The organism is Variovorax sp. LjRoot130 (assembly GCF_964253755.1).
In the GTDB taxonomy this organism is placed as follows: Bacteria; Pseudomonadota; Gammaproteobacteria; order Burkholderiales; family Burkholderiaceae_C; genus Variovorax.
The window spans coordinates 4,506,738-4,531,059 of sequence record NZ_CAXURM020000001.1; the positions used below are offsets into that span (position 1 = coordinate 4,506,738).

Below are 24,322 nucleotides of genomic sequence, written 5' to 3' on the forward strand. Positions count from 1 at the left end.
CATTCGTTGCTTTGGGCCAAAGAACGCGGCGCTCAGTGGCTGCCACAGGCGTGGCCGCCCTTCTCGGCCATCGGCGCATCGCGGTCGACGCCCGCAGCGGCCAGGCGCCGCTCGTACTCGGCCCAGAGTTCGTCCTGCTTGGCGCCGAGTTCGTACAGCAGGTCCCACGAGAAGATGCCGGTATCGTGGCCGTCGGAGAAGCTCGGTTGAACCGCGTAGTTGCCGACCGGCTGCAGGTCCAGCAGACCGACGTTGCGCTTGCCGGTCTGCAGCACTTCCTGGCCCGGCCCGTGTCCCTGCACCTCCGCCGAGGGCGAATAGATGCGCATCAGCTCGAAGGGGATGCGGAAGGTGGCACCGTCGGAAAAGCCCACTTCGAGCACGCGCGACTGGTTGTGCACGGTGATCGATTGCGGCGTCGGCGCGCCGGCTTGCAAACCTGCCATCAGAAACTCCTAGTCGCCAGACGCTGGATCATCTCGCGTTCCAGCGATGGCAGTTTGACCTCGATCCCGGCCTCGCGTTCCGGATCGCGCTCGCGCTGCACTTCGGCCCAGACCGACCCCGGGAAACGCGGGTCCCAATCGAAGCGCGCGATCACGTGCCAGTGCAGGTGGGGAACCATGTTGCCCAGCGCCGCGAGGTTGATCTTGGCCGGCGCCAGGGCGTTGCGCAGGCTTTGCTCCACGGCGACCACCGCATCCATGCACAACGCGCGGTCTTCCGGCCCCAGATCGGACCACTCGGCCACGTGGTCTTTCCAGACGACGCGATAGAACGCGGGAAAGCCCGTTTCCGCCGCATGGATGACGCGAAACTTCGCAGCCTCGAAGACCAGACGTCCGCCAGGCTCGTCGCACAAAGGGCAGCCAGCCGCGCGCGTCATACCAGCACGCGTTCGATGCCGCCCTGATTGGCCGCGGCCACGTACTCGGGCATCCAGTCGTCGCCGAGGATCTTGTTCGCCATCTCGACCACGATGTAGTCGGCTTCGAGCAGGCCGTTGTTCAGGTCGTTGCCGTAGCGGCTCAGGCCCTGCAGGCAGCTCGGGCAGCTGGTGAGGATCTTGACGTTGGCCTTGGGCCCCACCATGCCGCTGTCGCGCAGCGCGGCCTCGCCCTTCTTCAGCTCCTCTTCCTTGCGGAAGCGGATCTGCGTCGAGATGTCCGGGCGCGTCACGCCCAGCGTGCCGGACTCGCCGCAGCAGCGGTCGTTCTTGAGCACGTTGTCGCCGACCAGCGCCTTGACGGTCTTCATCGGATCCTGCAGCTTCATCGGGCTGTGGCAGGGGTCGTGGTACAGGTAGCCGCCACCAGCGGCGTCACCTAGCGTGATGCCCTTCTCGAGCAGGTACTCGTGGATGTCGATGATCCTGCAGCCCGGGAAGATCTTGTCGAACTGATAGCCCTGCAGCTGGTCGTAGCAGGTGCCGCAGCTCACCACCACCGTCTTGATGTCGAGGTAGTTCAGCGTGTTGGCCACGCGGTGGAACAGCACGCGGTTGTCGGTGATCATCTTCTCCGCCTTGTCGTACTGGCCGCTGCCGCGCTGCGGGTAGCCGCAGCACAGATAGCCGGGCGGCAGCACGGTCTGCACGCCCGCATGCCACAGCATCGCCTGCGTGGCCAGGCCCACCTGCGAAAAGAGACGCTCCGAGCCGCAGCCCGGGAAATAGAACACGGCCTCGGTCTCGGAGGTGGTCGCCTTCGGGTTGCGGATGATCGGCACGTAGTCGGCATCCTCGATGTCCAGCAGCGCGCGCGCGGTCTGCTTGGGCAGCCCGCCCGGCATCTTCTTGTTGATGAAGTGGATCACCTGCTCCTTGACCGGCGCCGGGCCCAGCGTGGCCGGCGGGGCCGCGGTCTGCTTCTTCGCCAGGCCCCGCAGCAGGTCGTTGGCCAGGCGTTGGGCCTTGAAGCCGATATCGACCATGCCGGTGCGCATCATCTTGATGGTCTGCGGATTGGTGGCGTTGAGGAAGAACATCGCCGCCGCATTGCCGGGCCGGAAGGACTTCTGGCCCATCTTGCGCAGCAGGTTGCGCATGTTCATCGACACGTCGCCGAAGTCGATGTCGACCGGGCAAGGCGTCAGGCACTTGTGGCACACCGTGCAGTGGTCGGCCACGTCCTCAAACTCTTCCCAGTGCTTAATGCTGACGCCGCGCCGGGTCTGCTCCTCGTAGAGGAAAGCCTCCACCAGGAGCGAGGTCGCGAGGATCTTGTTGCGCGGCGAGTAGAGCAGGTTGGCGCGCGGCACGTGCGTCGCGCACACCGGCTTGCACTTGCCGCAGCGCAGGCAGTCCTTCACGCTGTCGGCAATGGCGCCGATGTCGCTCTGCTGCATGATCAGCGATTCGTGGCCCATGAGGCCGAAGCTGGGCGTGTAGGCGTTGGTCAAGTCGGCATGCAGCGGGCCGCCATCGCCGAGCACGGGACGCAGCAGCTTGCCCTTGTTGAAGCGCCCTTCCGGGTCGACCCGCTTCTTGTAGTCGGTGAAGGGCTGCAGCTCCGCGTCGGAAAGGAATTCGAGCTTGGTGATGCCGATGCCGTGCTCGCCCGAGATCACGCCGTCGAGGCTGCGTGCCAGCACCATGATGCGTGCCACCGCGGCATGCGCGGTCTGCAGCATCTCGTAGTTGTCGCTGTTGACCGGGATGTTGGTGTGCACGTTGCCGTCGCCCGCGTGCATGTGCAGCGCGATCCAGACGCGGCCCTTGAGCACGCGCTGGTGGATGGCATTGCACTCGGCCAGGATCGGCGCGAACTCGGCGCCGCTGAAGATGGCCGCAAGCGGCGCACGGATCTGCGTCTTCCAGCTCGCGCGCAGCGAGTGGTCCTGCAGCTGCGGGAACAGCGCTTCGATGTCATCGAGCCAGCCCTGCCACATCGCCCGCACCTCGCGCACCAGCGCCGCGGCCTGGGCGGCGCGGTCTTCCAGCAGCTCGGCCGACGCAATCTCGCTGGCATCGTCGCTTCTGCCCAGCGGCAGATTGCCGCGCACGAAGAAGGCTTCGAGCTCGTCGGCGAGCGCAAGCTTGTTCTGAAGCGAGAGCTCGATGTTGATGCGCTCGATGCCGTCGGTGTACTCGGCCATGCGCGGCAGCGGGATCACCACGTCCTCGTTGATCTTGAAGGCGTTGGTGTGTTTGCTGATGGCGGCCGTGCGCTTGCGGTCGAGCCAGAACTTCTTGCGCGCCTCGGGGCTGATCGCGATGAAGCCTTCGCCGCTGCGCGAGTTGGCGATGCGCACCACCTCGGAGGTCACGCGCGCGACCGCATCGGCATCGTCGCCGGCGATGTCGCCGAACAGCACCATCTTCGGCAGGCCACCGTGCTTCTTGGACTTGGTCGCGTAGCCCACTGCCTTCAGGTAGCGGTCGTCCAGATGTTCGAGACCGGCCAGCAGCACCCCGGAGCGCTTCTGCTCCGCGAACATGAAATCCTTGATCTCGACGATGCTGGGCACCGCGTCCTTGGCATTGCCGAAGAACTCCAGGCAGACAGTGCGCGTGTGCGCCGGCATGCGATGCACCACCCAGCGCGCGCTGGTGATGAGGCCGTCGCAACCCTCCTTCTGGATGCCGGGCAGACCCGAGAGGAACTTGTCGGTCACGTCCTTGCCGAGGCCTTCCTTGCGGAAGGTCTTGCCGACGATCTCGAGCCGCTCGTTGCGCAGCTTGGTCTTCCCGTCGGCCGCGAAGTACTGCAGATCGAAGACCGCGCTGTCGGCGTCGTGGATCTTGCCGAGGTTGTGGCCGATGCGCGTGACTTCGAGCCACTCGGCCTCGGGCGTCACCATGCGCCAGGAGGCCAGGTTGTCGAGCGCGGTGCCCCAGAGCACCGCCTTCTTGCCGCCCGCGTTCATCGCGACGTTGCCGCCGACGCAGGAGGCTTCGGCCGAGGTGGGGTCGACCGCGAACACGAAGCCCGCGCGCTCGGCCGCATCGGCCACGCGCTGGGTGACCACGCCGGCTTCGGTCCAGACGGTGGGCACCGGCGCATCCAGCCCGGGCAGCGAGACCATTTCGACCTCGGTCATCGCCTCGAGCTTCTCGGTGTTGATGACGGCGCTGTTCCAGGTCAGCGGGATCGCGCCGCCGGTGTAGCCGGTGCCGCCGCCGCGCGGAATGATGGTGAGCCCCAGCTCGATGCAGCCCTTGACCAGCCCGGCCATCTCGACCTCGGTGTCGGGCGTGAGCACGACGAAGGGGTATTCGACCCGCCAGTCGGTCGCATCCGTCACGTGCGACACGCGCGAGAGGCCGTCGAACTTGATGTTGTCCTTGGCCGTGAGCCGGCCCAGCGCCCGCGTGGCCTTGCGCCGGAGCGCCGCCACATCGCGGAACATGGTGTCGAAGGCCTGCACCGCCTGGGCCACCAGCGCGGTCAGCTCGCCGACCAGCGCGTCGCGCTGCGCGGCCGCGTCCGGCGTGCGGCGCTTCTGCACCTCGGACAGGCGGTGGTTGAGCGCATCGACCAGCTGGCCGCGCCGGCGCGGGTTGTCCAGCAGATCGTCGACCAGGTAGGGATTGCGCTGCACCACCCAGATGTCGCCCAGCACCTCGTAGAGCATGCGCGCCGAACGACCGGTGCGGCGCTCGGCCCGGAGCGTCTGCAGCAGTTCCCAGCCGCGCTCGCCCAGGAGGCGGATCACGATCTCACGATCGGAAAAACTCGTGTAGTTGTAAGGGATCTCACGCAATCGCGCGGGCTCTTCGGCCTGCGACAACAACGCCGTCAACGCGGTCGGAGCATTCATCGGGGAGTGGCCTCGGTCGGGCGCTGCGCGCCCATGAACCAGGGGCATGAATTTTAAGTCAGCCCCGCGCACCTTGCCCGGGAGTCTAGAAGAGGACCCGGCTGCGAATGGTGCCGGGCACCTTCGCCAGCTTTTCGAGCGCGAGATCGGAGTACGCGGCATCGATGTCGGTCACCACGTAGCCCACCTTCTCGTTGGTCTGCAGGAACTGCGAGGCGATGTTGATGTTGTTCTCGGCGAACACGCGGTTGATGTCGGACAGCACGCCCGGCACGTTGCGGTGGATGTGCAGCAGCCGGTGCTTGCCCGGGTGCGCCGGCAGCGCCACCTCGGGGAAGTTGACCGAGGAGGTCGAGGTGCCGTTGTCGCTGTACTTCACCAGTTTCTCGGCCACTTCGACGCCGATGTTGGCCTGCGCCTCCATCGTCGAGCCGCCGATGTGCGGCGTGAGGATCACGTTGTCCAGCCCGCGCAGCGGCGACTGGAATTCGTCCTTGTTGCTGCGCGGCTCGACCGGGAACACGTCGATCGCGGCGCCCAGCAGCTTCTTTTGCTTGAGCGATTCGGCCAGCGCATCGATCTCGACCACGGTGCCGCGCGAGGCGTTGATCAGGATCGCGCCCGGCTTCATGGCCGCGAGTTCGGCCGCGCCGATCATCCACTGCGTGGCCTGGGTCTCCGGAACGTGCAGGCTCACGATGTCGCTTTGCGCCAGCAGATCGTGCAGCTCGCGCACCTGGCGCGCGTTGCCCAGCGGCAGCTTGGTGACGACGTCGAAGAAAGCCACCTGCATGCCGAGCGCCTCGGCCAGCACCGACAGCTGCGCGCCGATGGAGCCGTAGCCCACGATGCCCAGCGTCTTGCCGCGGATCTCGAAGGCGTTCTCGGCCGACTTGAGCCAGCCGCCGCGATGCGCCACCGCACTCTTCTCGGGCACGCCGCGCAAGAGCAGGATGGCCTCGGCCAGTACCAGCTCGGCCACCGAGCGCGTGTTGGAGTAAGGCGCGTTGAAGACCGCCACGCCGTGCTCGCGCGCCGCATCCAGATCGACCTGGTTGGTGCCGATGCAGAAGGCGCCGACTGCGACCAGCTTCTGCGCAGCGGCAAACACGTCGGCCGTCAGCTGCGTGCGCGAGCGGATGCCCAGGAAGTGCACGTCGGCGACGCGGGCCTTGAGCTCCGCCTCCGGCAGCGCGCCGGCGAGCGTCTCGATGCTCGTGTAGCCCGCGGCCCGCAGCACCTCGACCGCCGAGGGGTGGATGCCTTCGAGCAGAAGGAACTTGATCTTGCTTTTGTCGAGGGAGGTCTTGCTCATGGAAGCCCCGGCGACGGGCTGAAAAATCGGAGGGCGATGCTAGCATGGTGCGGCGCAGCAAGCGGGGTGTGCGGCCATGCGCCAAAAGGGTTTCCCCGGTTGGACGAGCCCCCTCGCCGTGCGACAAATGTGACGCAGCCGTGTCATACGCGCCGCCTAGCATCCGCGCTTTTCTTTCCCCTCAGGAGTCTTCATGCGATTCAATACGCTCGCCTTGGCCTCGGCCCTTGCCGCAACGCTCTTCACACCGGCGATGGCACAGACCGAGATCCAGTGGTGGCATTCCATGACCGCCGTCAACGGCGAATGGGTCAACGACCTGGCCAAGCAGTTCAACGAGAGCCAGAAGGAATACAAGGTGGTACCCACCTACAAGGGCACCTACGACGAATCGATGACGGCGTCGATCGCGGCCTTCCGCGCCGGCAATGCGCCCCACATCCTGCAGGTGTTCGAAGTGGGCACCGCCACCATGATGGCCAGCAAGGGCGCGATCATCCCGGTGGCCCAGGTCATGAAGGACGCGGGCGCCAAGTTCGACCCGAGCGCCTACATCTCCGCCGTGGCCGGCTACTACACGGCGCCGAACGGCCAGATGCTGAGCTTCCCCTTCAACAGCTCGACCACCATCTTCTACTTCAACAAGGACGCCTTCAAGGCCGCCGGCCTCGACACCGAGAAGGCGCCGAGCACCTGGCCCGAGGTGGTCGCCGCCGCCGCCAAGCTGAAGGCGGCCGGCCACAAGTGTCCGTTCACGACCGCCTGGCAGGGCTGGACCCAGCTCGAGAGCTTCTCCGCCTGGCACAACGTCGAGTTCGCGACCAAGAACAACGGCCTGTCGGGCCTGGACGCGCGCATGAAGATCAACTCGCCGCTGCACGTGCGCCACATCGAGAACCTCTCGAACATGTCCAAGCAGGGCCTGTTCATCTACAAGGGCCGCGGTAACGTGCCCGAAGCGAGCTTCGTCTCCGGCGAGTGCGCGATGATCAACACCTCCTCGGGCTTCTACGGCAACGTGGCCAAGAACGCCAAGTTCAGCTACGGTCTGGCACCGCTGCCCTACTACCCTGACGTACAGGGCGCGCCGCAGAACACGGTGATCGGCGGCGCCAGCCTCTGGGTGATGTCGGGCAAGAAGCCGGCCGAGTACAAGGGCGTGGCCGAGTTCTTCAAGTTCGTTTCGACGCCTGAAGTCCAGTCCGCCAGCCACAAGCGCACCGGCTATCTGCCGGTGACCACCGCGGCCTACCAGCTCACCGAGAAGTCGGGCTTCTACAAGCAGAACCCCGGAACCGACGTGGCCGTGACCCAGATGATCCGCAAGGTGACCGACAAGAGCCGCGGCATCCGCCTGGGCAACTACGTGCAGATCCGTGCCATCGAGGACGAGGAGCTCGAACAGGTCTGGTCCGGCAAGAAGGCGCCGAAGGAAGCGCTCGATTCGATCGTGAAGCGGGGGGACGAACTGCTGGAGCGGTTCCAGAAGGCAAACAAGAGCTGACGCGCTTGTTGTCGCGTCTGAGCGGCTAACATCCACCGCCCCGCCTGCCGTGCAGCCGGGGCGGAACTTTTATCAGGTATCGCTCATGGAAAAACGCGTCGTCTTTCGATCGGGCTGGCTGCCGTGGGCGCTGCTCGCGCCGCAGCTGGTCGTCATCGCCGTGTTCTTCTTCTGGCCGGCCAGCCAGGCGCTGATGCAATCGATGCAGGTGCAGGATGCCTTCGGCAGTTCGACCGAGTGGGTCGGCCTGCAGAACTTCAGGCAGCTGTTCGACGACCCGAGCTATGTGGAGTCCTTCAAGACCACTGCCCTCTTCTCTGTGCTGGTGGCGGTGATCGGCATCAGCCTCTCGTTGCTCTTGGCCGTCTTCGCGGACCGCATCGTGCGCGGCGCGATGCTCTACAAGACCCTCTTGATCCTTCCTTACGCCGTGGCGCCGGCGGTGGCTGCCGTGCTGTGGGTCTTCATGTTCTCGCCGGCGCTGGGCGTGGTGTCCTATGCGCTCGGCAAGATCGGCATCGACTGGAACCACCTGCTCAATTCGACGCACGCGATGACACTGATCGTGATGGCCTCAGTCTGGAAGCAGATCTCCTACAACTTCCTGTTCTTCCTGGCCGGCCTGCAGTCGATCCCGAAGTCGCTGATCGAGGCGGCCGCGATCGACGGGGCGCGGCCCTGGCGCCGCTTCTGGACGGTGCAGTTCCCACTGCTCTCGCCCACCACCTTCTTCCTGCTCGTGATCAACGTGGTCTACGCCTTCTTCGACACCTTCGCGATCGTCGATGCGGCGACCCAGGGCGGGCCGGGCAAGGACACGGCGATCCTGGTCTACAAGGTGTACTACGACGGCTTCAAGGCCATGGACCTGGGCGGCTCGGCCGCGCAGTCCGTGGTGCTGATGGTGATCGTCATCGCGTTGACGGTGATTCAGTTCCGCTATGTAGAGAAAAAAGTGAACTACTGACATGGTTGAAAGAAGCCCGACCCTCGGCATCCTGGCGCACGCCGTGATGATCTTCGGCGTCCTGATCGTCGCCTTTCCGCTCTACCTCGCATTCGTGGCTTCCAGCCACACCGCGCAGGAGATCGTGCAGGCACCGATGCCGCTCCTTCCCGGCTCGCACCTGTGGGAAACCTACAAGGCCGCCTTGTTCGGCCGCGATGCCGGCGCCGGCTCCACTGCGCCGGTGGCCCGCATGATGTGGGTGAGCCTGGTCTCGGCGCTGGTTATCACCTTCGGCAAGATCGCAATCTCGCTGCTCTCGGCCTTCGCGGTCGTGTACTTCCGTTTTCCCTTGAAGGGCCTGTGCTTCTGGGCGATCTTCGTCACGCTGATGCTGCCCGTGGAAGTGCGGATCGGCCCGACCTACCAGGTGGTGTCGGACCTCGGCATGCTCAACAGCTACGCTGGCCTCACGGTGCCGCTGATCGCCTCGGCAACCGCCACCTTCCTGTTTCGCCAGTTCTTCCTGACGGTGCCCGATGAACTGATCGAAGCTGCGCGCATGGACGGCGCCGGGCCCATGCGCTTCTTCAAGGACGTGCTGGTGCCGCTGTCGAAGACCTCGATCGCGGCGCTGTTCGTGATCCAGTTCATCTACGGATGGAACCAGTACCTCTGGCCGCTGCTCGCGACCACCAGCGAGGACATGTACCCGGTGGTGATCGGCATCAAGCGGATGATCGCCGGCGGCGATGCCGCCAACGAATGGAATGTCGTGATGGCCACGGCCATCCTCGCCATGCTGCCGCCGGCCATCGTCGTGGTGCTGATGCAGAAGTGGTTCGTCAAGGGCCTCGTGGACACCGAGAAATAAAGAAACAAGACATGGCAGCTCTATCCATTCGCAACGTCATCAAGCGCTACGGCCACGGGCCGAAGTCGAACCAGGTCATCCACGGCGTTAGTGCCGAGATCGGTGACCACGAATTCATCGTCATCGTCGGGCCCTCGGGCTGCGGCAAATCCACGCTGCTGCGCATGGTCGCGGGCCTCGAGGAGATCAGCGCCGGCGAAATCTCCATCGGCAATCGCGTGGTGAACAACCTCGAGCCGGCCGAGCGCGACATCGCGATGGTGTTCCAGAACTACGCGCTCTACCCGCACATGTCGGTGTTCGACAACATGGCCTACGGCCTGAAGATCGCCAAGGTGCCGGTTCCCGAGATCAAGACGCGAGTCGACAAGGCGGCCAAGATCCTCGAGCTCGGCCACCTGCTCGCGCGCAAGCCGCGCGAACTCTCCGGCGGTCAGCGCCAGCGCGTGGCCATGGGCCGCGCGATCGTGCGGCAGCCGCAGGTGTTCCTGTTCGACGAGCCGCTGTCCAACCTCGACGCCAAGCTGCGCGCGCAGACCCGCATCGAGATCCAGAAGCTGCACCGCGAGCTCGGCATCACCTCGCTGTTCGTCACCCACGACCAGGTCGAGGCCATGACGCTCGCGCAACGCATCATCGTGATGAACGCCGGCGTGATGGACCAGTTCGCCACGCCCGAAGAGGTCTATTCGCGCCCGGCCACCACCTTCGTCGCGAGCTTCATCGGTTCGCCGCCGATGAATCTGCTGAAGCACGCACCGGGCGTGCGGCCGGGCACCATCCTCGGCATTCGGCCCGAGCACCTGGTCCTCGATGCGGAGGGCTGGTCGGTGCAGGTCGAGCATGTCGAACTGCTGGGCGCCGAGCGGCTGATCTACGGCCGCATCGGCGACGAGCAGTTGATCATGCGCGTCGACGAGGGCAACACCCCGCCGACCACCGGCGACACCGTGAAAATCGCCGCGCGCCAGGACAAACTCCACTGGTTCGACTCCGGTTCCGGCAAGCGCACCGAATGAGCATGCAGGATTGGCCCTATCCCCGCTGGATCGCCCACCGCGGCGCCGGCAAGCTGGCCCCCGAGAACACGCTCGCCGCCTTCCGCCTCGGTGCCGAGTACGGCTACCGCATGTTCGAGTGCGATGCGAAGCTCAGCGCCGACGGCGTCCCTTTTCTGTTGCACGACAGCACGCTGCAACGCACCAGCAACGGTCATGGCGTCGCCGGTGAGCGTGCGTGGTCGGAGCTGACTCAGCTCGACGCCGGCGCCTGGCATTCGCGCCGCTACGCCGGCGAGCCGCTTGCCAGCCTCGAAGCCCTGATCCGCTTCTGCCTCGCCAACGGCTACGCGCTCAACATCGAGATCAAGCCGACGCCGGGCGTCGAACTGAACACCGGCGGACGCGTCGCGCAGCTCGCCGCTCGGCTGTGGGCCGGCTCGGCCGTCGCGCCGCCCCTCCTGACCTCCTTCGCGCCCGAATCCCTGGAGGGTGCGCGGTCGGCCCAGCCCGAACTGCCGCGCGGCTTGCTGCTCGACACGCTGCGGGAGGGCTGGCTCGACACCGCGCGCCGACTCGATTGCGCGGCGATCGTCTGCAACTATGCGCTGTGGGACGCTGCCACCGTGGCGCTGGTGCATGCCGCCGGCTTGCGCGCGCTGAGCTATACCGTCAACGACGAGTGGTTGGCGAAGCGGCTGATCGGGCTCGGCACCGACGGCATCATCACCGACCGCGTCGATCGATTCAGTCCTGCGGCCTGAGTCCGTGCGCGGGGCGGATGCGAAGCCCTTCTATGATGAAGCCATGAGTTGGATGCACCGCCTCGCGGCCCTGCTGCTGGCCGCCGTCCTCTGCGGCGGCGCCTTTGCACAGAGCACCGCCGCCCCGCCGGAAGCCACGGTGGCCGATCTGCGGGCCCAGCTCGACCGCATTCCCGACTCCGTCGAGAGCAACGCCGAGGTGCGCGAGCTCATCGCCCGCATCAACGCCATCGGTGTCCAGGCCGACAAGTTCATCGCCTCGCGCACCGGGCAGCTCAACGACCTCAACGCGCGCCTGGGCGAGCTGGGCAACCCGCCGGCCGAAGGCGCCGCGGCCGAAGATCCCGACATCACGCGCCAGCGCGCGGCGCTGCTGAAGGATCGCAACGCGCTCGACGCCGACATCCGCCTGGCGCGCCTGGTCACGGTCGATGCGCAGCAGCGCGGCAGCGAGCTACTGGCCAAGCGCCGCGCGCTGTTCGAGGCTCAGCTCACCGAGCGCGCGCCCTCGCCGCTCGGCCGCCAGTTCTGGTTCGACATCAGCGACGCCTGGCCTGCCGACGTGGAACGCCTGGCCACGCTCGGCGACGAGCTCCGAGCCAGCTTCGACACCGCGCTGGAGCCGGCGCACCGAACGGCAGCGCTGGCGAGCATGACCGTGGCGCTGCTGCTCGTGCTGCTGGGCAACTGGGCCGCCGAGCGCGGGCTGGCGCAACTGGCGGCGCGCGTGCTGCCGGCCGGGCGGCTGCGCCGCTCGCTGCTGGTGCTCGCGATCGTGGCCGTCAACGTGCTGCTGGTGGCGCTGGCGGCGCAGGGCGTGTTCGCCACGCTCGACCGCCACGGCATATGGGGACCACAGATCCGCAAGCTGGCCCAGGCGGTGGTGCAGTCCATCATCTTCATCGCCTTCGTGGTCGGCCTGGGCCGCGCGCTGCTGTCCAACGGCCGGCCCTCCTGGCGGCTGCCGCCGATCCCCGACGAGATGGCCCGGCGCCTGGCGCCCTTCCCCTGGCTCACCGCGCTGATCGCCGTGCTGGTCTGGGCACCGACCCAGATCAATGCGGTGGTGGACGCCAGCTTCGCGGCGGTGGTCGCGACGCACGTGGTCACCGCGCTGGCACTGACCGCGCTGATCGGCACGATGCTCTGGCGCCTGCGCGAGCCGCAGGCTGCGCCCGCGGCCGCCCCCACGACGGAGGCGGCCCAGCCGCCGCCCGCCGAGCCCGAACGACCGATGTGGATCAGCTTCCTGCTGAGCGCCGTGGCGCTGGCGGTGATCGTGATCTGGATCCTGGTGGCGGTCGGCTACGTCGCGATGGCGAGTTTCCTCGCCAGCCAGCTCACCTGGACCGGCATCGTCGCATCGGCCTTCTACGTGCTGTTCAAGCTCGCCGACGACCTGTTCATGGCGCTGGTGTCTTCGCGCAGCGACTTCGGCCAGAAGCTGCAGAAGAGCTTCGGCTTCGCGCCGCGCACGCTGGACCAGGCGGCCGTGGTGCTCTCGGGCCTCAGCCGCGTCGCATTGTTCTTCTACATGGTGATCGCGCTGGCCACGCCGCTGGGCACCAGCCCGGGCGAGGTGTTCCAGCGCAGCGGCAAGTTCGGCACCGGCGTGAAGATCGGCGAGTTCGAGCTCGTCCCGGGCGCGATCTTCAGCGCGGTCGCGGTGCTGGCGGTCGGCTTCGTCGCGCTGCGCGTGATCAAGAAGTGGCTGGAGGCCCACTACCTGCCGCAGACCGCGCTCGAGCCCGGCATGCAGAGCTCGATCACGACGCTGCTCGGCTATGTGGGCGGCATCCTGGTGGTCGCCTTCGCGCTGTCGGCGCTGGGCATCGGCATCGAACGCATCGCCTGGGTGGCGAGCGCGCTGTCGGTCGGCATCGGCTTCGGGCTGCAGGCGATCGTCCAGAATTTCATCTCCGGGTTGATTCTGCTGGCCGAGCGCCCGGTCAAGGTCGGCGACTGGGTGGTGCTGGGCAATGCCGAAGGAGATGTGCGGCGCATCAACGTGCGCGCCACCGAAATCCAGCTGGGCGACCGCTCCACGCTGATCGTGCCGAACTCGGAGTTCATCACCAAGACCGTGCGCAACATGACGCTGGCCAACGCCGAGGGCCGCGTGCTGATCCGCCTGCCGATGCCGCTCAACACCGACGCCCAGCGCACGCGCGAGCTGATGCTGGCGGCCTGCGCCGATCATGCCGGCGTGCTGCTCTCGCCCGCGCCCACGGTCACGCTCGAAGGCATCGAGAACGGCATGCTGATCTTCCAGGCGATCGCCTACGTGCAGAGCCCGCGCCTCGCCGGCGGGGTACGCAGCGACCTGCTCTTCGCCATTCTCGACCTGCTCAAGGAGGCCGGGCTGCCGCTGGCGGTGCCCACCATGGTGATGTCGCCGACAGAGCCGCCGGCGCCGCCCGCGCCGACGCCGCCCTTGCCGGTTTGAGCCAAAGGCCGGTTCAGCCGCGCCAGCCGCGCCAGCCGCGCAGGAGCCACCACTGGACGGTGCCGCAGACCGCCACCAGCGCGGCATAGGTCGCGATCTGCCCGTCACGGCCGAAGAAGATCAGGCCGGCGATCAGCACGGCCAGACCGGCAGCGAAGTTGACGGCAAGCTGCGTCCACAGCCCGGTCGCGGCGCTGCGCTTGTGCATGGCAAGCCGAAACAGCAACGCGAGCAGGAGCGCGACGAAGAAGGCCGGCGCCGCGAAGTTGAGCAGGTGAATCAGGAAATCGAGCGCGGGCATGGAAGGCAAAGGCGCCGCGGGTTTTGAGGGCCATCCGCAAATGCGGCGGCCCATGGCGGCGGCGGATTTTATAATCAGCCGTTATGACAGTCTGGGCTCTCGGCTTGAACCACACGACCGCGCCGCTCGACCTGCGCGGTCGGTTCGCGTTCGCGATCGACCAGATAGCCCCCACGCTGCAGAGCCTGCGGCATTCCTTCGGCTCCCACCGGCATCCCGACGTGGAGGCCGCCATCATCTCGACCTGCAACCGCACCGAGATCTACTGCGCGGCCGAGCACCCGGCGCTCGACCACACGGTCGAATGGCTGGCCGAGAGCGGCGGCGTCGCCCCGGCCCTGCTGCGCTCGCATGCCTACACGCTGCACGACGACCAGGCTGCCCGCCACGCCTTCCGCGTCGCTGCCGGCCTCGATTCGATGGTGCTGGGCGAGGCCCAGATCCTCGGCCAGATGAAGGACGCCGTGCGCGCCGCCGAGACGGCCGGCTCGCTGGGCAGCACGTTGAACCAGCTGTTCCAGCGCTCCTTCGCCGTCGCCAAGGAAGTGCGCACCGCCACCGAGATCGGTGCCCATTCGATCAGCATGGCGGCCGCGGCCGTCCGGCTGGCCGCGCAGCTGTTCGAGGATCTGAAGCAGACGCGCGTGCTGTTCGTGGGCGCCGGCGAAATGATCGACTTGGCGGTGACGCATTTCGCGGCCAAGGAGCCGAAATCCATCGTCATCGCCAACCGCACGCTGGAGCGCGGCGAAAAGCTGGCCTCGCGCTTCGGCGGCGAAGCCATGCGGCTGGCCGATCTGCCCGCGCGCCTGGCCGAATTCGACATCGTCGTGAGCTGCACCGCGAGCACCTTGCCGCTGATCGGGCTCGGCGCGGTCGAACGCGCGCTGAAGCTGCGCAAGCACCGCCCGATGTTCATGGTCGACCTCGCGGTGCCGCGCGACATCGAGCCCGAGGTCAAGGCGCTCGAAGACATCTATCTCTACACGGTCGACGACCTGGCGCAGGTCGTGCAGCAAGGCCACGCCAGCCGCCAGGCCGCGGTGGCGGAGGCCGAAGTCATCATCGACGCCGGCGTGCGCAGCTTCATGCACTGGCTGGATCAGCGCGGCACCGTGCCGCTGATCCAGCAGCTCAATGCCCAGACGGACGAATGGCGCGCCATGGAACTGGCCCGCGCGCGCAAGCTGCTGGCCAAGGGCGAGCCGGTCGAGGCCGTGCTGGAGGCGCTGTCGCGCGGCCTCACGCAAAAGATGCTGCACGGCGCGATGGCCGAGCTGCATGCCGGCGACGCCAGCGCCCGCGAGCACACGGCGCAGGCCATTTCGCGGCTGTTCCTGCGCAAAGAGCGTTAGCGACGCCGGCCGTGCCCGGTTGCGCACGCCGCAACCCACGCCCCGTCGCCGTGCGCATCGCGCGGCCTGTTCTTCCCGCTTTCCGCCCGCCTCCCTTGAAACCCTTTCTCCGCCACCAACTCGAGCGCTACGCGCAACGCCTCGGCGAACTCGACTTCCTGCTCTCGCGCGAAGACATCATGTCCGACATGGCACAGTACCGGACCATCTCGCGCGAGCACGCCGAGGTGACGCAGATCGCGGGCCGCTACGCGCGCTACCTGCAGCGCGAGTCGGACCTGGCTGGCGCGCGCGAGATGCAGGACGATCCCGACATGGCCGAGATGGCGCAGGAGGAGATCGCGAGCGCCGAAGCCGAGCTGCGGCAGCTCGAGGACGAACTCCAGCGCCTGCTGCTTCCCAAGGACCCTGACGACGCGCGCAACGCCTTCCTCGAAATCCGCGCCGGCACCGGCGGCGACGAGTCGGCGCTGTTCGCCGGCGACCTGCTGCGCATGTACACACGCTACGCCGAGCGCACCGGCTGGCGCTGCGAGATCGTGAGCGAAAGCGAGAGCGAGCTCGGCGGCTACAAGGAGGTGGTGGTGCGCATCGCGGGCGACGAGGTCTTCGGCAAGCTGCGCTTCGAGTCCGGCGGTCATCGCGTGCAGCGCGTGCCCGCGACCGAGACCCAGGGCCGCATCCACACCAGCGCCTGCACGGTCGCCGTGCTGGCCGAGCCCGACGAAACGCAGGCCGTGCAGATCAACCCCGCCGACCTGCGCATCGACACCTACCGCGCCAGCGGCGCCGGCGGCCAGCACATCAACAAGACCGATTCAGCGGTGCGCATCACGCACATCCCCACCGGCATCGTCGCCGAGTGCCAGGACGACCGCAGCCAGCATCGCAACAAGGCCAAGGCGCTGCAGGTGCTGTCGGCCCGCATCCAGGAAAAAGACCGCAGCGAGCGCGCGGCCAAGGACGCCGCGCTGCGCAAGGGCCTGATCGGCAGCGGCGACCGCTCCGACCGCATCCGCACCTACAACTTCCCGCAGGGCCGGCTCACCGACCACCGCATCAACCTCACGCTCTACAAGCTGCAGGCGATCATGGAAGGCGACCTGGGCGACGTGCTGGCAGCGCTGCAGTCGGCGCGCGAGGCCGAACAGCTGGCGGAGCTGGAAGCGAGCCTGCCCGCGTGATGCCGCCGGTCCCGAATTCGCCCTCCACCGCGGCAGAGATGCTCGCCGCGGCCGCGGCGCTGGGCGTGGAGCGGCTCGATGCCCAGCTGCTGCTGCTGCATGTGCTGGGCCGGCCCTTGGACGACCGTGCCTGGCTGCTGGCGCACGACACGGATGCGCTGCCGGAAAGCGCCTGGCTGCGCTTCGCCGAACTCTGTGCCCGCCGCGTGGCCGGCGAACCGGTCGCCTACCTGGTCGGCGAGAAGGAGTTCCACGGGCTCGGCCTGCAGGTCGACGCGCGCGTCCTGGTGCCGCGGCCGGACACCGAAACCCTGGTCGACTGGGCACTGCAATGCCTGGAAGGCCGCGCAGCGCCGTCGGTGATCGACCTCGGCACGGGCAGCGGCGCGATCGCGCTGGCCATCCGGCACGCCCGCCCCGATGCGCAGGTCACGGCGGTCGACGCCAGCGCGGATGCCCTGGCCGTTGCCCGCGCCAACGCGCAGCGGCTCGACTTGGCCGTCCGCTTCGTCGAAGCCGACTGGCTGGACGGCGCCGGCACCAGCTACGACCTGGTGGTTTCGAACCCGCCCTACGTCGCGGCCGATGATGCCCATCTGGCCGCCCTGCGCCACGAACCGCAGGGCGCCCTGGTTTCGGGGCCGGACGGTCTAGCCGACATCCGCCGCATCGTCCAGGCGGCGCCCGAGCACCTGCGCGACGGCGGCTGGCTGCTGCTCGAGCACGGCTACGACCAGCCCGCCCCGGTCCGGGAACTGCTGGCAGTCCGCGGTTTCGCCGAAGTTCAAAGCCGCGACGACCTCGCCGGCATCGCGCGCTGCTCCGGCGGGATCTGGCGCACGGTGAAATAATCCGCCCAGCTTACTTTTTGGAGTCCCCCATGACCGACGCCCAGCAACGTATCGACGATCTCGTCAAGACCAACGATCTTGTGCTCTTCATGAAGGGCAACGCCAGTTTTCCCATGTGCGGCTTCTCCGGCCGCGCGATCCAGATTCTCAAGGCCGTGGGCGTCGACACGCGCACGCTCAAGACCGTCAACGTGCTCGAGGACGACGCCATTCGCCAGGGCATCAAGGAATACAGCAACTGGCCGACGATTCCGCAGCTGTACGTGAAGGGTGAATTCGTCGGCGGCTCGGACATCCTGATGGAGATGTACGAGTCGGGCGAACTGCAGCAGATGCTCAACGGCAGCCCGGCCTGAGCTCTTTCTCGACCGGTCCATGAGCCACGATCACGCCGATCACGGCGATCCCGCCTGGAAGCACGACGGCGTACGCGTGATTCCAGGCAACCAGCTCGATACCAATACGGCCCAGACGCCCGGCATGAACCGGGCCGCAGCGATCAACTTCGCGCGCGTCGGCGCCCAGAAGCTCTGGGCCGGCACGGTGACCATCCATGCCAATGCGAAGACCGGCGCCCACCACCACGGGCACCTCGAATCCGTGATCTACGTCGTGCGCGGGCGCGCGCGCATGCGCTGGGGCGAGCACCTCGAATTCACGGCCGAGGCCGGGCCGGGCGATTTCATCTACGTGCCGCCCTACGTGCCGCATCAGGAAATCAACGCCAGCACGACCGAGGCGCTCGAATGCGTGCTCTGCCGCAGCGATGGCGAGGCGGTGGCGGTCAATCTCGACATCGAACCGGTCGAGAAGCCCGAGTCGGTGCTGTGGGTCGACCCGACACACCCGCACGGTGGCGTCTGAAGTCCCGGCCACAAAACCCCAAAAGCGAGAAAACGTAGACACGCACGGACATCGGGCACGGCTTATGCTGTACCCGAGTGTTCGAAGTCGGAGGTGTCCCATGGATTCCCGCATGTCTCGCGATCTGGTTCCCGCGTCCTTCCAGCTGCCGGTGGCCCACCTGCGCAGCGTCTTCCGCACGCACGACGTCGAGCGCAAACTCGCCAAGCTCCCCGAGCGCGACCACGAACACCTGCGGACCACCTACGAGCGCATGCTCGAACGCGGCCCCGAACGCTTCCAGGTCAAGCCCAGCGGCGTCCCCGAGATGGCTGCGCTCTACGCCCAGTTGCCCAACTTCACCGAAGTGCTCGACGACGTGCGCCGCCATGTCGCGCTGGCCCAGGACAGCCGCGACGGGCTCGAAGTCACGCCGATGCTGCTGCTCGGCCCGCCCGGCATCGGCAAGACCCACTTCGCGAAGAAGCTGGCCGAACTGCTAGGCACCGGCATGTCGCTGGTGCCGATGAACTCGATGACCGCCGGCTGGCTGCTCTCCGGCGCATCGTCCCAATGGAAGGGTTCCAAGCCGGGCAAGGTGTTCGAGACGCTGGTCGACGGGCAGTACGCCAACCCGGTGATGGTGATCGACGAGATCGACAAGGCCGGCGCCGACGCCCAGTACGACCCGCTGGGCGCGCTCTACAGCCTGCTCGAGCACGACACCGCCCATGCCTTCGTCGACGAGTTCGCCGAAGTGCCGATCGATGCCAGCCAGGTGATCTGGATCACGACGGCGAACGACTTGCGCGGCATCCCCGAGCCCATCCTCAACCGCATGAACGTGTTCGAGGTCGATGCGCCCTCACCCGAGGCGGCGCGGCAGATCGCGCGCCAGCTCTATGCCTCGATCCGCAAGGAGCACGACTGGGGCCGGCTCCTGGCCGAAGAGCCTTCCGGCGACGTGCTCGACCACCTGGCGACGCTCGCGCCGCGCGAGATGCGCCGCGCGCTGATGACCGGCTTCGGCAACGCCCGGCTGGCCGGCCGCGACGAGGTGCGCATCGACGACCTGCCGCGTGCGAGCGCCGGGCGCAGCCGGATCGGCTTCGTCCAGTAAGTCCTGCGGTCATGGCACCATGGCGGTCCTCGTCGACCGATCCATGATTCTGTGACCCTGACCCAAAGCCTGCTTGTCATCGTCGCCCTGATTGCGACGAGCGCTTTCTTTTCCCTGGCCGAGATCGCGCTGGCCGCCTCGCGCCGCCTGCGCCTGCGCCAGATGGCCGACGAGGGCGACGCACGTGCCGACCGCGTGATGCGCATGCAGGAGCAGCCCGGCCCCTACTTCACGGTGGTGCAGATCGGACTCAATGCGGTCGCGATCCTCGGCGGCGTGGTCGGCGAAGGTTCGCTGAGTCCCTACTACGCACGGCTGTTCGAGCTGTGGCTCGGATCCGAGGCCGCGCAGACCATGGCCTTCCTGGCCTCCTTCATCACGATCATCGCGGTATTCCTGGTGTTCGCCGACCTGTTTCCCAAGCGGCTGGGCATGAACGATCCGGAGCGGCTCGCGGTGCGCATGGTCGGGCCGATGCAGGTGCTCATCACCACCTTCAAGCCGCTGGTCTGGCTGTTCACGCACTGCACCGACCTGCTCTTCAAGCTGCTGCGCATGCCGATGCAGCGCGACGACAAGATCACCTCGGCCGACATCCTCGCCATGACCGAGGCCGGTGCGCGCGCCGGCGTGCTCGCGGTGCGCGAGCAGCAGGTGATCGCCAACGTGTTCGAGCTCGACACGCGGCTGGTCAGCAGCGTGATGACCTCGCGCGACCGCATCGCCTGGTTCCTGAAAGACGATTCCGAGGCGGTGCTGCGCGCACGCATCGTGGCGGAGCCCTTTTCGGCCTATCCGGTGTGCGAGGGCGACATCGACCACGTGCTGGGCTACGTCGACGCGAAAGACATGTTTCAGCGCGTACTGAGTGGCCAGCCGCTCTCCTTCGACCAGGGGCTGCCGCTGCACAAGGCGCTGGTCATCCCCGACCGGCTCTCGCTCACCGAGGTGCTCGAGCAGTTCCAGCAGGCGCACGAGGACTTCGCGATCATCGTCAACGAATACAGCCTGGTGGTCGGCGTGATCACGCTCAACGATGTGATGAGCACGGTGATGGGCGACCTGGTCGGGCCGCAGGACGAAGAGCAGCAGATCGTCAGGCGCGACGAGAACTCCTGGCTGATCGACGGCGTGACGCCGATCCAGGACGTGCAGCGCGCGCTCGATATCGATGCGCTGCCGCACGCCGACGAGTACGAAACGCTGGCCGGCTTCCTGATGGTGATGCTGCGCCGCGTGCCCAAGCGTACCGACAGCGTGAGCTGGAGCGGTTACACCTTCGAGGTGATGGACGTCGACAGCCACCGCATCGACCAGGTGATGGTCACCCGCGCCGGCGCAGGCGCGGCGGCCTCAGGCTGAAGCCGAGTCCGAACGCCGGTCGTCGAAGGCCCAGAGCCGCTGGTTGGCGAACACCGCATTCGGGTACGGCGCCCTGCCCCGGCTGCCGTTGTAGCGGCCCAGCGTCATGAACAGGTCGCCGGCCTCGCGGTCGAGGTAGTGGCGCAGGATCACGCATCCGAAGCGCAGGTTGGTCTGCATGTGGAACAGCTTGGCCGGGTCGCTGTCGCCGATCACGCGCGTCCAGAAGGGCATCACCTGCATGTAGCCGCGCGCACCGGCGCTCGAAACCGCGTACTTGCGAAAATTGCTCTCGACCTGGACCAGGCCCAGCACCAGGCTGACGTCGAGGCCGGCGCGGCGCGATTCGTACCAGACCGTCTGGAGGAATTCCTTGCGCGTCGGCCAGTCGACCAGCTTCTTCTTGAGGCGTTCGCTCATGGCGCCGAGCCAGCGCAGGTAGGCGAGTCGCGCCTCGGTGTTGCTGAACTCGGGGATCGGCGGCGCCTTGTTGTGAATGGCCGAGCTCAGCGCGGTGCGCACCGAATCGATCAAGGGCTCTTCGATCTGCGCGCCCGCCAGCGCCGGCTGCGGCAGCACCAGCGACAGGGTTCCGGCGGCGGCGCCGCACAGGTACGCGCGGCGCGACAAGCTCATATCGCGAGCTTGCCTTTGATGAACTCCGCGATGCCGGCCGCCGGCACCTTGGTCGCGGCCGTGTCGCGGCGATGCTGGTATTCGAGCTGGCCTTCCTTCAGGCCGCGGTCGGAAATGACGACGCGGTGCGGCACGCCGATCAGCTCCCAGTCGGCAAACATCGCGCCGGGGCGCTCGCCGCGGTCGTCGAGCAATACGTCGACGCCGGCCGCGAGCAGTTCCTCGTAGAGCGCTTCGGCAGCCGTCTTGACCTCGGCGCTGCGGTCCATGCCGATCGGGCAGACCACCACGGTGAAAGGGGCGATGGCATCGGGCCAGATGATCCCGCGCTCGTCGTTGTTCTGCTCGATGGCCGCCGCGGGCAGCCGCGTGATGCCGATGCCGTAGCAGCCCATCTCGAGGAACTGCGGCTTGCCGGCCTCGTCGAGGAAGGTGGCGTTCATCGGCTTGCTGTACTTGGTGCCGAGCACGAACACGTGGCCGACCTCGATGCCGCGCTCGATCGCCAGCACGCCCTTGCCGTCGGGCGAGGCGTCGCCGGCGACCACGTTGCGGATGTCGGCCACCGCGTCGGGCTCGGGCAGGTCGCGGCCCCAATTGACGCCGGTCATGTGAAAGTCGACTTCGTTGGCGCCGGTGATCCAGTCGGCCATCACCGCCACTTCGCGGTCGGCGACGATCTTCACCGGCTGCTTCAGCGCGAGCGGCCCGAGGTAGCCGGGCTTGCAGCCGAAGTGATCCTCGATCTCGGCATTCGTCGCGAAGCGGAAGCCGTTGTCCAGCCCCGGCACCTTGCTCACCTTGATCTCGTTCATGTCGTGATCGCCGCGCACCAGCAGCAGCCAGACCTGGGAACCCTTGGGATTGCCGGCAGCATCGACGATGTCGGTCGCGAGCACCAGCGACTTCACCGTGGTCGAAAGCGGTACGCCCAGCAGCAGCGCCACATCCTCGCAGGTGCTCTTGCCCGGCGTGGGCGTCTTGGCGAGCGGCTCGGTCGCCGGACCGCGCGGCACGGCGGGCGCGAGCGCCTCGGCCTTCTCCATGTTGGCCGCGTAGTCGCTGTCGGGGCAATAGACGATCGCATCTTCCCCGGTCGCCGCGATGACCTGGAACTCCTGGCTCACGTCGCCGCCGATCGCGCCGCTGTCGGCCGCAACGGCACGGTAGCGCAGGCCGAAGCGGTCGAAGATCTTGCGGTAGGCGTCCGCCATCACCTGGTAGCTGGCCTTCGCGCCTTCGAGGTCGCGGTCGAAGCTGTAGGCGTCCTTCATGACGAACTCGCGCCCGCGCATCAGGCCGAAGCGCGGCCGGCGCTCGTCGCGGAACTTGGTCTGGATCTGGTAGAGGTTCTTCGGCAGCTGCTTGTAGCTGCGGATTTCCTGCCGCGCGATGTCGGTCACGACCTCTTCGCTGGTCGGCTGCACGACGAAGCCGCGCTCATGGCGGTCCTTGATACGCAGCAGCTCGGGCCCGTAGCCCTGGAAGCGGCCGCTCTCCTCCCAGAGTTCTGCCGGCTGCACCACCGGCATTGCGAGCTCGACGGCACCGGCGCGGTTCATCTCCTCGCGCACGATCGCCTCGACCTTGCGGATCACGCGCAGGCCCATCGGCATGTAGGTGTAGATGCCCGTGCCGAGCTTCTTGATCATGCCGGCGCGCATCATGAGCCGGTGGCTCGCGACCTCGGCATCGGCCGGCGCTTCCTTGAGGGTGGAGATAAAGAATCGGGAAGCTTTCATCGGTCGCGAGAGAGGGTTCCAGGTACAGGGGCAAGGGGCGAGCCACGAGAGGGCCCGGAACCGGTCGCTTGCCGAGTGCAACCCGGCATGCATAATCGACTCAGTTCAAAAAATTGGGGTTTGATTATGCTCGACCGGGACGGCTTCAGGCCCAACGTCGGCATCATCTTGCTCAACCAGAGAAACCAGGTTTTCTGGGGCAAACGCATCCGCACCCATTCCTGGCAGTTCCCGCAAGGCGGCATCGATCGCGGCGAGAGTCCCGAACAGGCCATGTTCCGGGAACTGCACGAAGAGGTGGGTCTCCAGCCGGAGCATGTGCGCATCGTGGCCCGTACCCGCGACTGGTTGCGCTACGAGGTGCCGGATCGGTTCATCCGCCGTGACGCACGGGGCCACTACAAGGGCCAGAAGCAGATCTGGTACCTGCTGCAGCTGATCGGCCACGACTGGGATCTCAATCTTCGCGCCACCGACCATCCGGAGTTCGACGCCTGGCGCTGGCACGACTACTGGGTCCCGCTGGACGTGGTGGTCGAATTCAAGCGCGGCGTCTATGAAATGGCGCTGACCGAACTCGCACGCTACCTGCCTCGGCAGGATTTCCGCAACCGCTTCCTGCGCAGCAATGTGCGCGCTCGCGAATTCGAGCGCCACCCGCCCGCTGCAGGCCATGAACCCAACTTCGAACTGCCCCCCGGGGCGAGTTTCGACCCGAATCCCAATGCCCCTCATCAAGCGCCCGACCCAACCGATCCTCTTCATGTGCCGCGCTAGGCACGTTCTTGCCTTCACCTTCGCATGCGTGCTCACCGCATGCGGCTCGGGTCCGAGAGACACCGACAATCCGGACTGGGCACAAGCCGGCATGCCGCCGCCGCCAAAGGTGACGGCTCAGGCTGACGAGTGGAAGGAAGGCGAAGTGCCGCCACCCCCCGCTTTCGACGAAAAGCGGCTGCTCCCGATCGAGATGCCGCCCTACCTGAGCCTCAAGTACGGCGTCGATCCGGCCACCATCACCCTGGGCGGCGACGGCATGGTGCGCTACGTGGTCGTGGCCAGCAACAAGGCTGGGGGGGCCACCAATGCCTTCTACGAAGGCGTGCGCTGTGCGTCCGAGGAGGTGAAGCAGTACGCCCGCTACAACCAGGGCGCCTGGCACCACGTGCCCAAACCGGAATGGAAGCGCATCGACGATCGCAACTCGCGTTATGCCAAGGAGCTGTCTGCGCAGGCCCTGTGCCGCGGCCACGCGCCGCGTGCCTCTGTGAGGGAGATGGTTCAGCAGATCAAGAACCCGCTGCGCGAGCTCCCCTGAGG

At 67.1% G+C, this 24,322-nt stretch carries 22 protein-coding genes; 15 read left to right on the forward strand and 7 right to left on the reverse strand.

The genetic code is table 11. The features are described 5' to 3' along the window. Positions 1–32: 32 nt before the first annotated feature. The 4 genes from ACSQ86_RS22515 to serA form a co-directional block, all read right to left on the reverse strand. Positions 33–446 (reverse strand): gamma-butyrobetaine hydroxylase-like domain-containing protein, encoded by a 414-nt coding sequence (locus tag ACSQ86_RS22515; protein ID WP_093105804.1) that lies wholly within the window; start codon positions 444–446, stop codon positions 33–35. Then, complete coding sequence (locus tag ACSQ86_RS22520) at positions 446–886, reverse strand: HIT family protein (protein ID WP_436309615.1); 441 nt, start codon at positions 884–886, stop codon at positions 446–448. The genes ACSQ86_RS22515 and ACSQ86_RS22520 overlap by 1 nt, the downstream gene beginning before the upstream one ends. Continuing rightward, entirely contained in the window at positions 883–4,761 is a 3,879-nt protein-coding gene (locus ACSQ86_RS22525) for a DUF3683 domain-containing protein (protein ID WP_436305136.1), read from the reverse strand. The genes ACSQ86_RS22520 and ACSQ86_RS22525 overlap by 4 nt, the downstream gene beginning before the upstream one ends. Before the next feature lie 85 nt (positions 4,762–4,846). Next, positions 4,847–6,076, reverse strand: coding sequence for a phosphoglycerate dehydrogenase (serA, locus tag ACSQ86_RS22530; RefSeq protein WP_436309616.1), 1,230 nt, complete (start codon positions 6,074–6,076; stop codon positions 4,847–4,849). Positions 6,077–6,269: 193 nt separating this feature from the next. Between serA and ugpB the strand changes: the two genes are divergently transcribed. The 6 genes from ugpB to ACSQ86_RS22560 all read left to right on the forward strand — a co-directional run bounded on the left by ugpB (position 6,270) and on the right by ACSQ86_RS22560 (position 13,608). Beyond that, complete coding sequence (ugpB, locus tag ACSQ86_RS22535; RefSeq protein ID WP_436305139.1) at positions 6,270–7,580, forward strand: sn-glycerol-3-phosphate ABC transporter substrate-binding protein UgpB; 1,311 nt, start codon at positions 6,270–6,272, stop codon at positions 7,578–7,580. Between the two features lie 85 nt (positions 7,581–7,665). Then, complete coding sequence (gene ugpA, locus ACSQ86_RS22540; protein ID WP_436309617.1) at positions 7,666–8,547, forward strand: sn-glycerol-3-phosphate ABC transporter permease UgpA; 882 nt, start codon at positions 7,666–7,668, stop codon at positions 8,545–8,547. Position 8,548: 1 nt separating this feature from the next. Next, a complete protein-coding gene (gene ugpE / locus ACSQ86_RS22545) occupies positions 8,549–9,400 on the forward strand; it encodes a sn-glycerol-3-phosphate ABC transporter permease UgpE (RefSeq protein WP_436305142.1) in 852 nt (283 codons plus the stop codon). A gap of 11 nt (positions 9,401–9,411) precedes the next feature. Next, positions 9,412–10,419: a sn-glycerol-3-phosphate ABC transporter ATP-binding protein UgpC gene (gene ugpC, locus ACSQ86_RS22550; protein WP_436305143.1), complete on the forward strand. Its 1,008-nt coding sequence runs from the start codon at positions 9,412–9,414 to the stop codon at positions 10,417–10,419. Continuing rightward, positions 10,416–11,162 carry a glycerophosphodiester phosphodiesterase gene (gene ugpQ, locus ACSQ86_RS22555; RefSeq protein ID WP_436305144.1) on the forward strand — a complete coding sequence of 249 codons (747 nt, stop codon included), beginning with the start codon at positions 10,416–10,418 and terminating at the stop codon, positions 11,160–11,162. Before ugpC ends, ugpQ begins: the two co-directional genes overlap by 4 nt. Positions 11,163–11,205: 43 nt before the next feature. Next, positions 11,206–13,608 (forward strand): DUF3772 domain-containing protein, encoded by a 2,403-nt coding sequence (locus ACSQ86_RS22560; RefSeq protein ID WP_436309618.1) that lies wholly within the window; start codon positions 11,206–11,208, stop codon positions 13,606–13,608. Between the two features lie 13 nt (positions 13,609–13,621). Here ACSQ86_RS22560 and ACSQ86_RS22565 read toward each other — a convergent pair whose 3' ends face one another. Next, entirely contained in the window at positions 13,622–13,909 is a 288-nt protein-coding gene (locus ACSQ86_RS22565) for a hypothetical protein (RefSeq protein ID WP_436309619.1), read from the reverse strand. An 83-nt stretch (positions 13,910–13,992) separates the two neighbouring features. Between ACSQ86_RS22565 and hemA the strand changes: the two genes are divergently transcribed. From hemA to ACSQ86_RS22600, 7 genes are all read left to right on the forward strand, one after another. Next, positions 13,993–15,264: a glutamyl-tRNA reductase gene (hemA, locus tag ACSQ86_RS22570; protein WP_093105776.1), complete on the forward strand. Its 1,272-nt coding sequence runs from the start codon at positions 13,993–13,995 to the stop codon at positions 15,262–15,264. 95 nt (positions 15,265–15,359) lie between these two features. Next, positions 15,360–16,448 carry a peptide chain release factor 1 gene (gene prfA / locus ACSQ86_RS22575; protein WP_436305147.1) on the forward strand — a complete coding sequence of 363 codons (1,089 nt, stop codon included), beginning with the start codon at positions 15,360–15,362 and terminating at the stop codon, positions 16,446–16,448. Next, positions 16,448–17,299 (forward strand): peptide chain release factor N(5)-glutamine methyltransferase, encoded by an 852-nt coding sequence (gene prmC, locus ACSQ86_RS22580; protein WP_436306339.1) that lies wholly within the window; start codon positions 16,448–16,450, stop codon positions 17,297–17,299. Before prfA ends, prmC begins: the two co-directional genes overlap by 1 nt. 29 nt (positions 17,300–17,328) lie before the next feature. Further along, positions 17,329–17,655 carry a Grx4 family monothiol glutaredoxin gene (grxD, locus tag ACSQ86_RS22585; RefSeq protein WP_126837402.1) on the forward strand — a complete coding sequence of 109 codons (327 nt, stop codon included), beginning with the start codon at positions 17,329–17,331 and terminating at the stop codon, positions 17,653–17,655. Between the two features lie 19 nt (positions 17,656–17,674). Continuing rightward, positions 17,675–18,163: a cupin domain-containing protein gene (locus ACSQ86_RS22590; protein WP_436305148.1), complete on the forward strand. Its 489-nt coding sequence runs from the start codon at positions 17,675–17,677 to the stop codon at positions 18,161–18,163. 112 nt (positions 18,164–18,275) lie between these two features. After that, complete coding sequence (locus ACSQ86_RS22595) at positions 18,276–19,262, forward strand: AAA family ATPase (RefSeq protein ID WP_436305149.1); 987 nt, start codon at positions 18,276–18,278, stop codon at positions 19,260–19,262. Between the two features lie 51 nt (positions 19,263–19,313). Beyond that, positions 19,314–20,624: a hemolysin family protein gene (locus ACSQ86_RS22600; RefSeq protein ID WP_436293331.1), complete on the forward strand. Its 1,311-nt coding sequence runs from the start codon at positions 19,314–19,316 to the stop codon at positions 20,622–20,624. Here ACSQ86_RS22600 and ACSQ86_RS22605 read toward each other — a convergent pair. Together ACSQ86_RS22605 and ACSQ86_RS22610 are read right to left on the reverse strand one after the other, a co-directional pair. Then, entirely contained in the window at positions 20,616–21,260 is a 645-nt protein-coding gene (locus tag ACSQ86_RS22605; protein ID WP_436305150.1) for a lytic transglycosylase domain-containing protein, read from the reverse strand. The genes ACSQ86_RS22600 and ACSQ86_RS22605 overlap by 9 nt on opposite strands. Continuing rightward, entirely contained in the window at positions 21,257–23,002 is a 1,746-nt protein-coding gene (locus tag ACSQ86_RS22610) for a proline--tRNA ligase (RefSeq protein ID WP_093105757.1), read from the reverse strand. Before ACSQ86_RS22610 ends, ACSQ86_RS22605 begins: the two co-directional genes overlap by 4 nt. A 126-nt stretch (positions 23,003–23,128) precedes the next feature. Here ACSQ86_RS22610 and ACSQ86_RS22615 point away from each other — a divergent pair, with 126 nt between their 5' ends. Together ACSQ86_RS22615 and ACSQ86_RS22620 are read left to right on the forward strand one after the other, a co-directional pair. Next, positions 23,129–23,779, forward strand: coding sequence for an RNA pyrophosphohydrolase (locus tag ACSQ86_RS22615; RefSeq protein WP_436293400.1), 651 nt, complete (start codon positions 23,129–23,131; stop codon positions 23,777–23,779). Positions 23,780–23,870: 91 nt separating this feature from the next. Continuing rightward, positions 23,871–24,320 (forward strand): CNP1-like family protein, encoded by a 450-nt coding sequence (locus ACSQ86_RS22620; RefSeq protein ID WP_280142629.1) that lies wholly within the window; start codon positions 23,871–23,873, stop codon positions 24,318–24,320. The last annotated feature ends 2 nt before the right edge of the window (positions 24,321–24,322 follow it).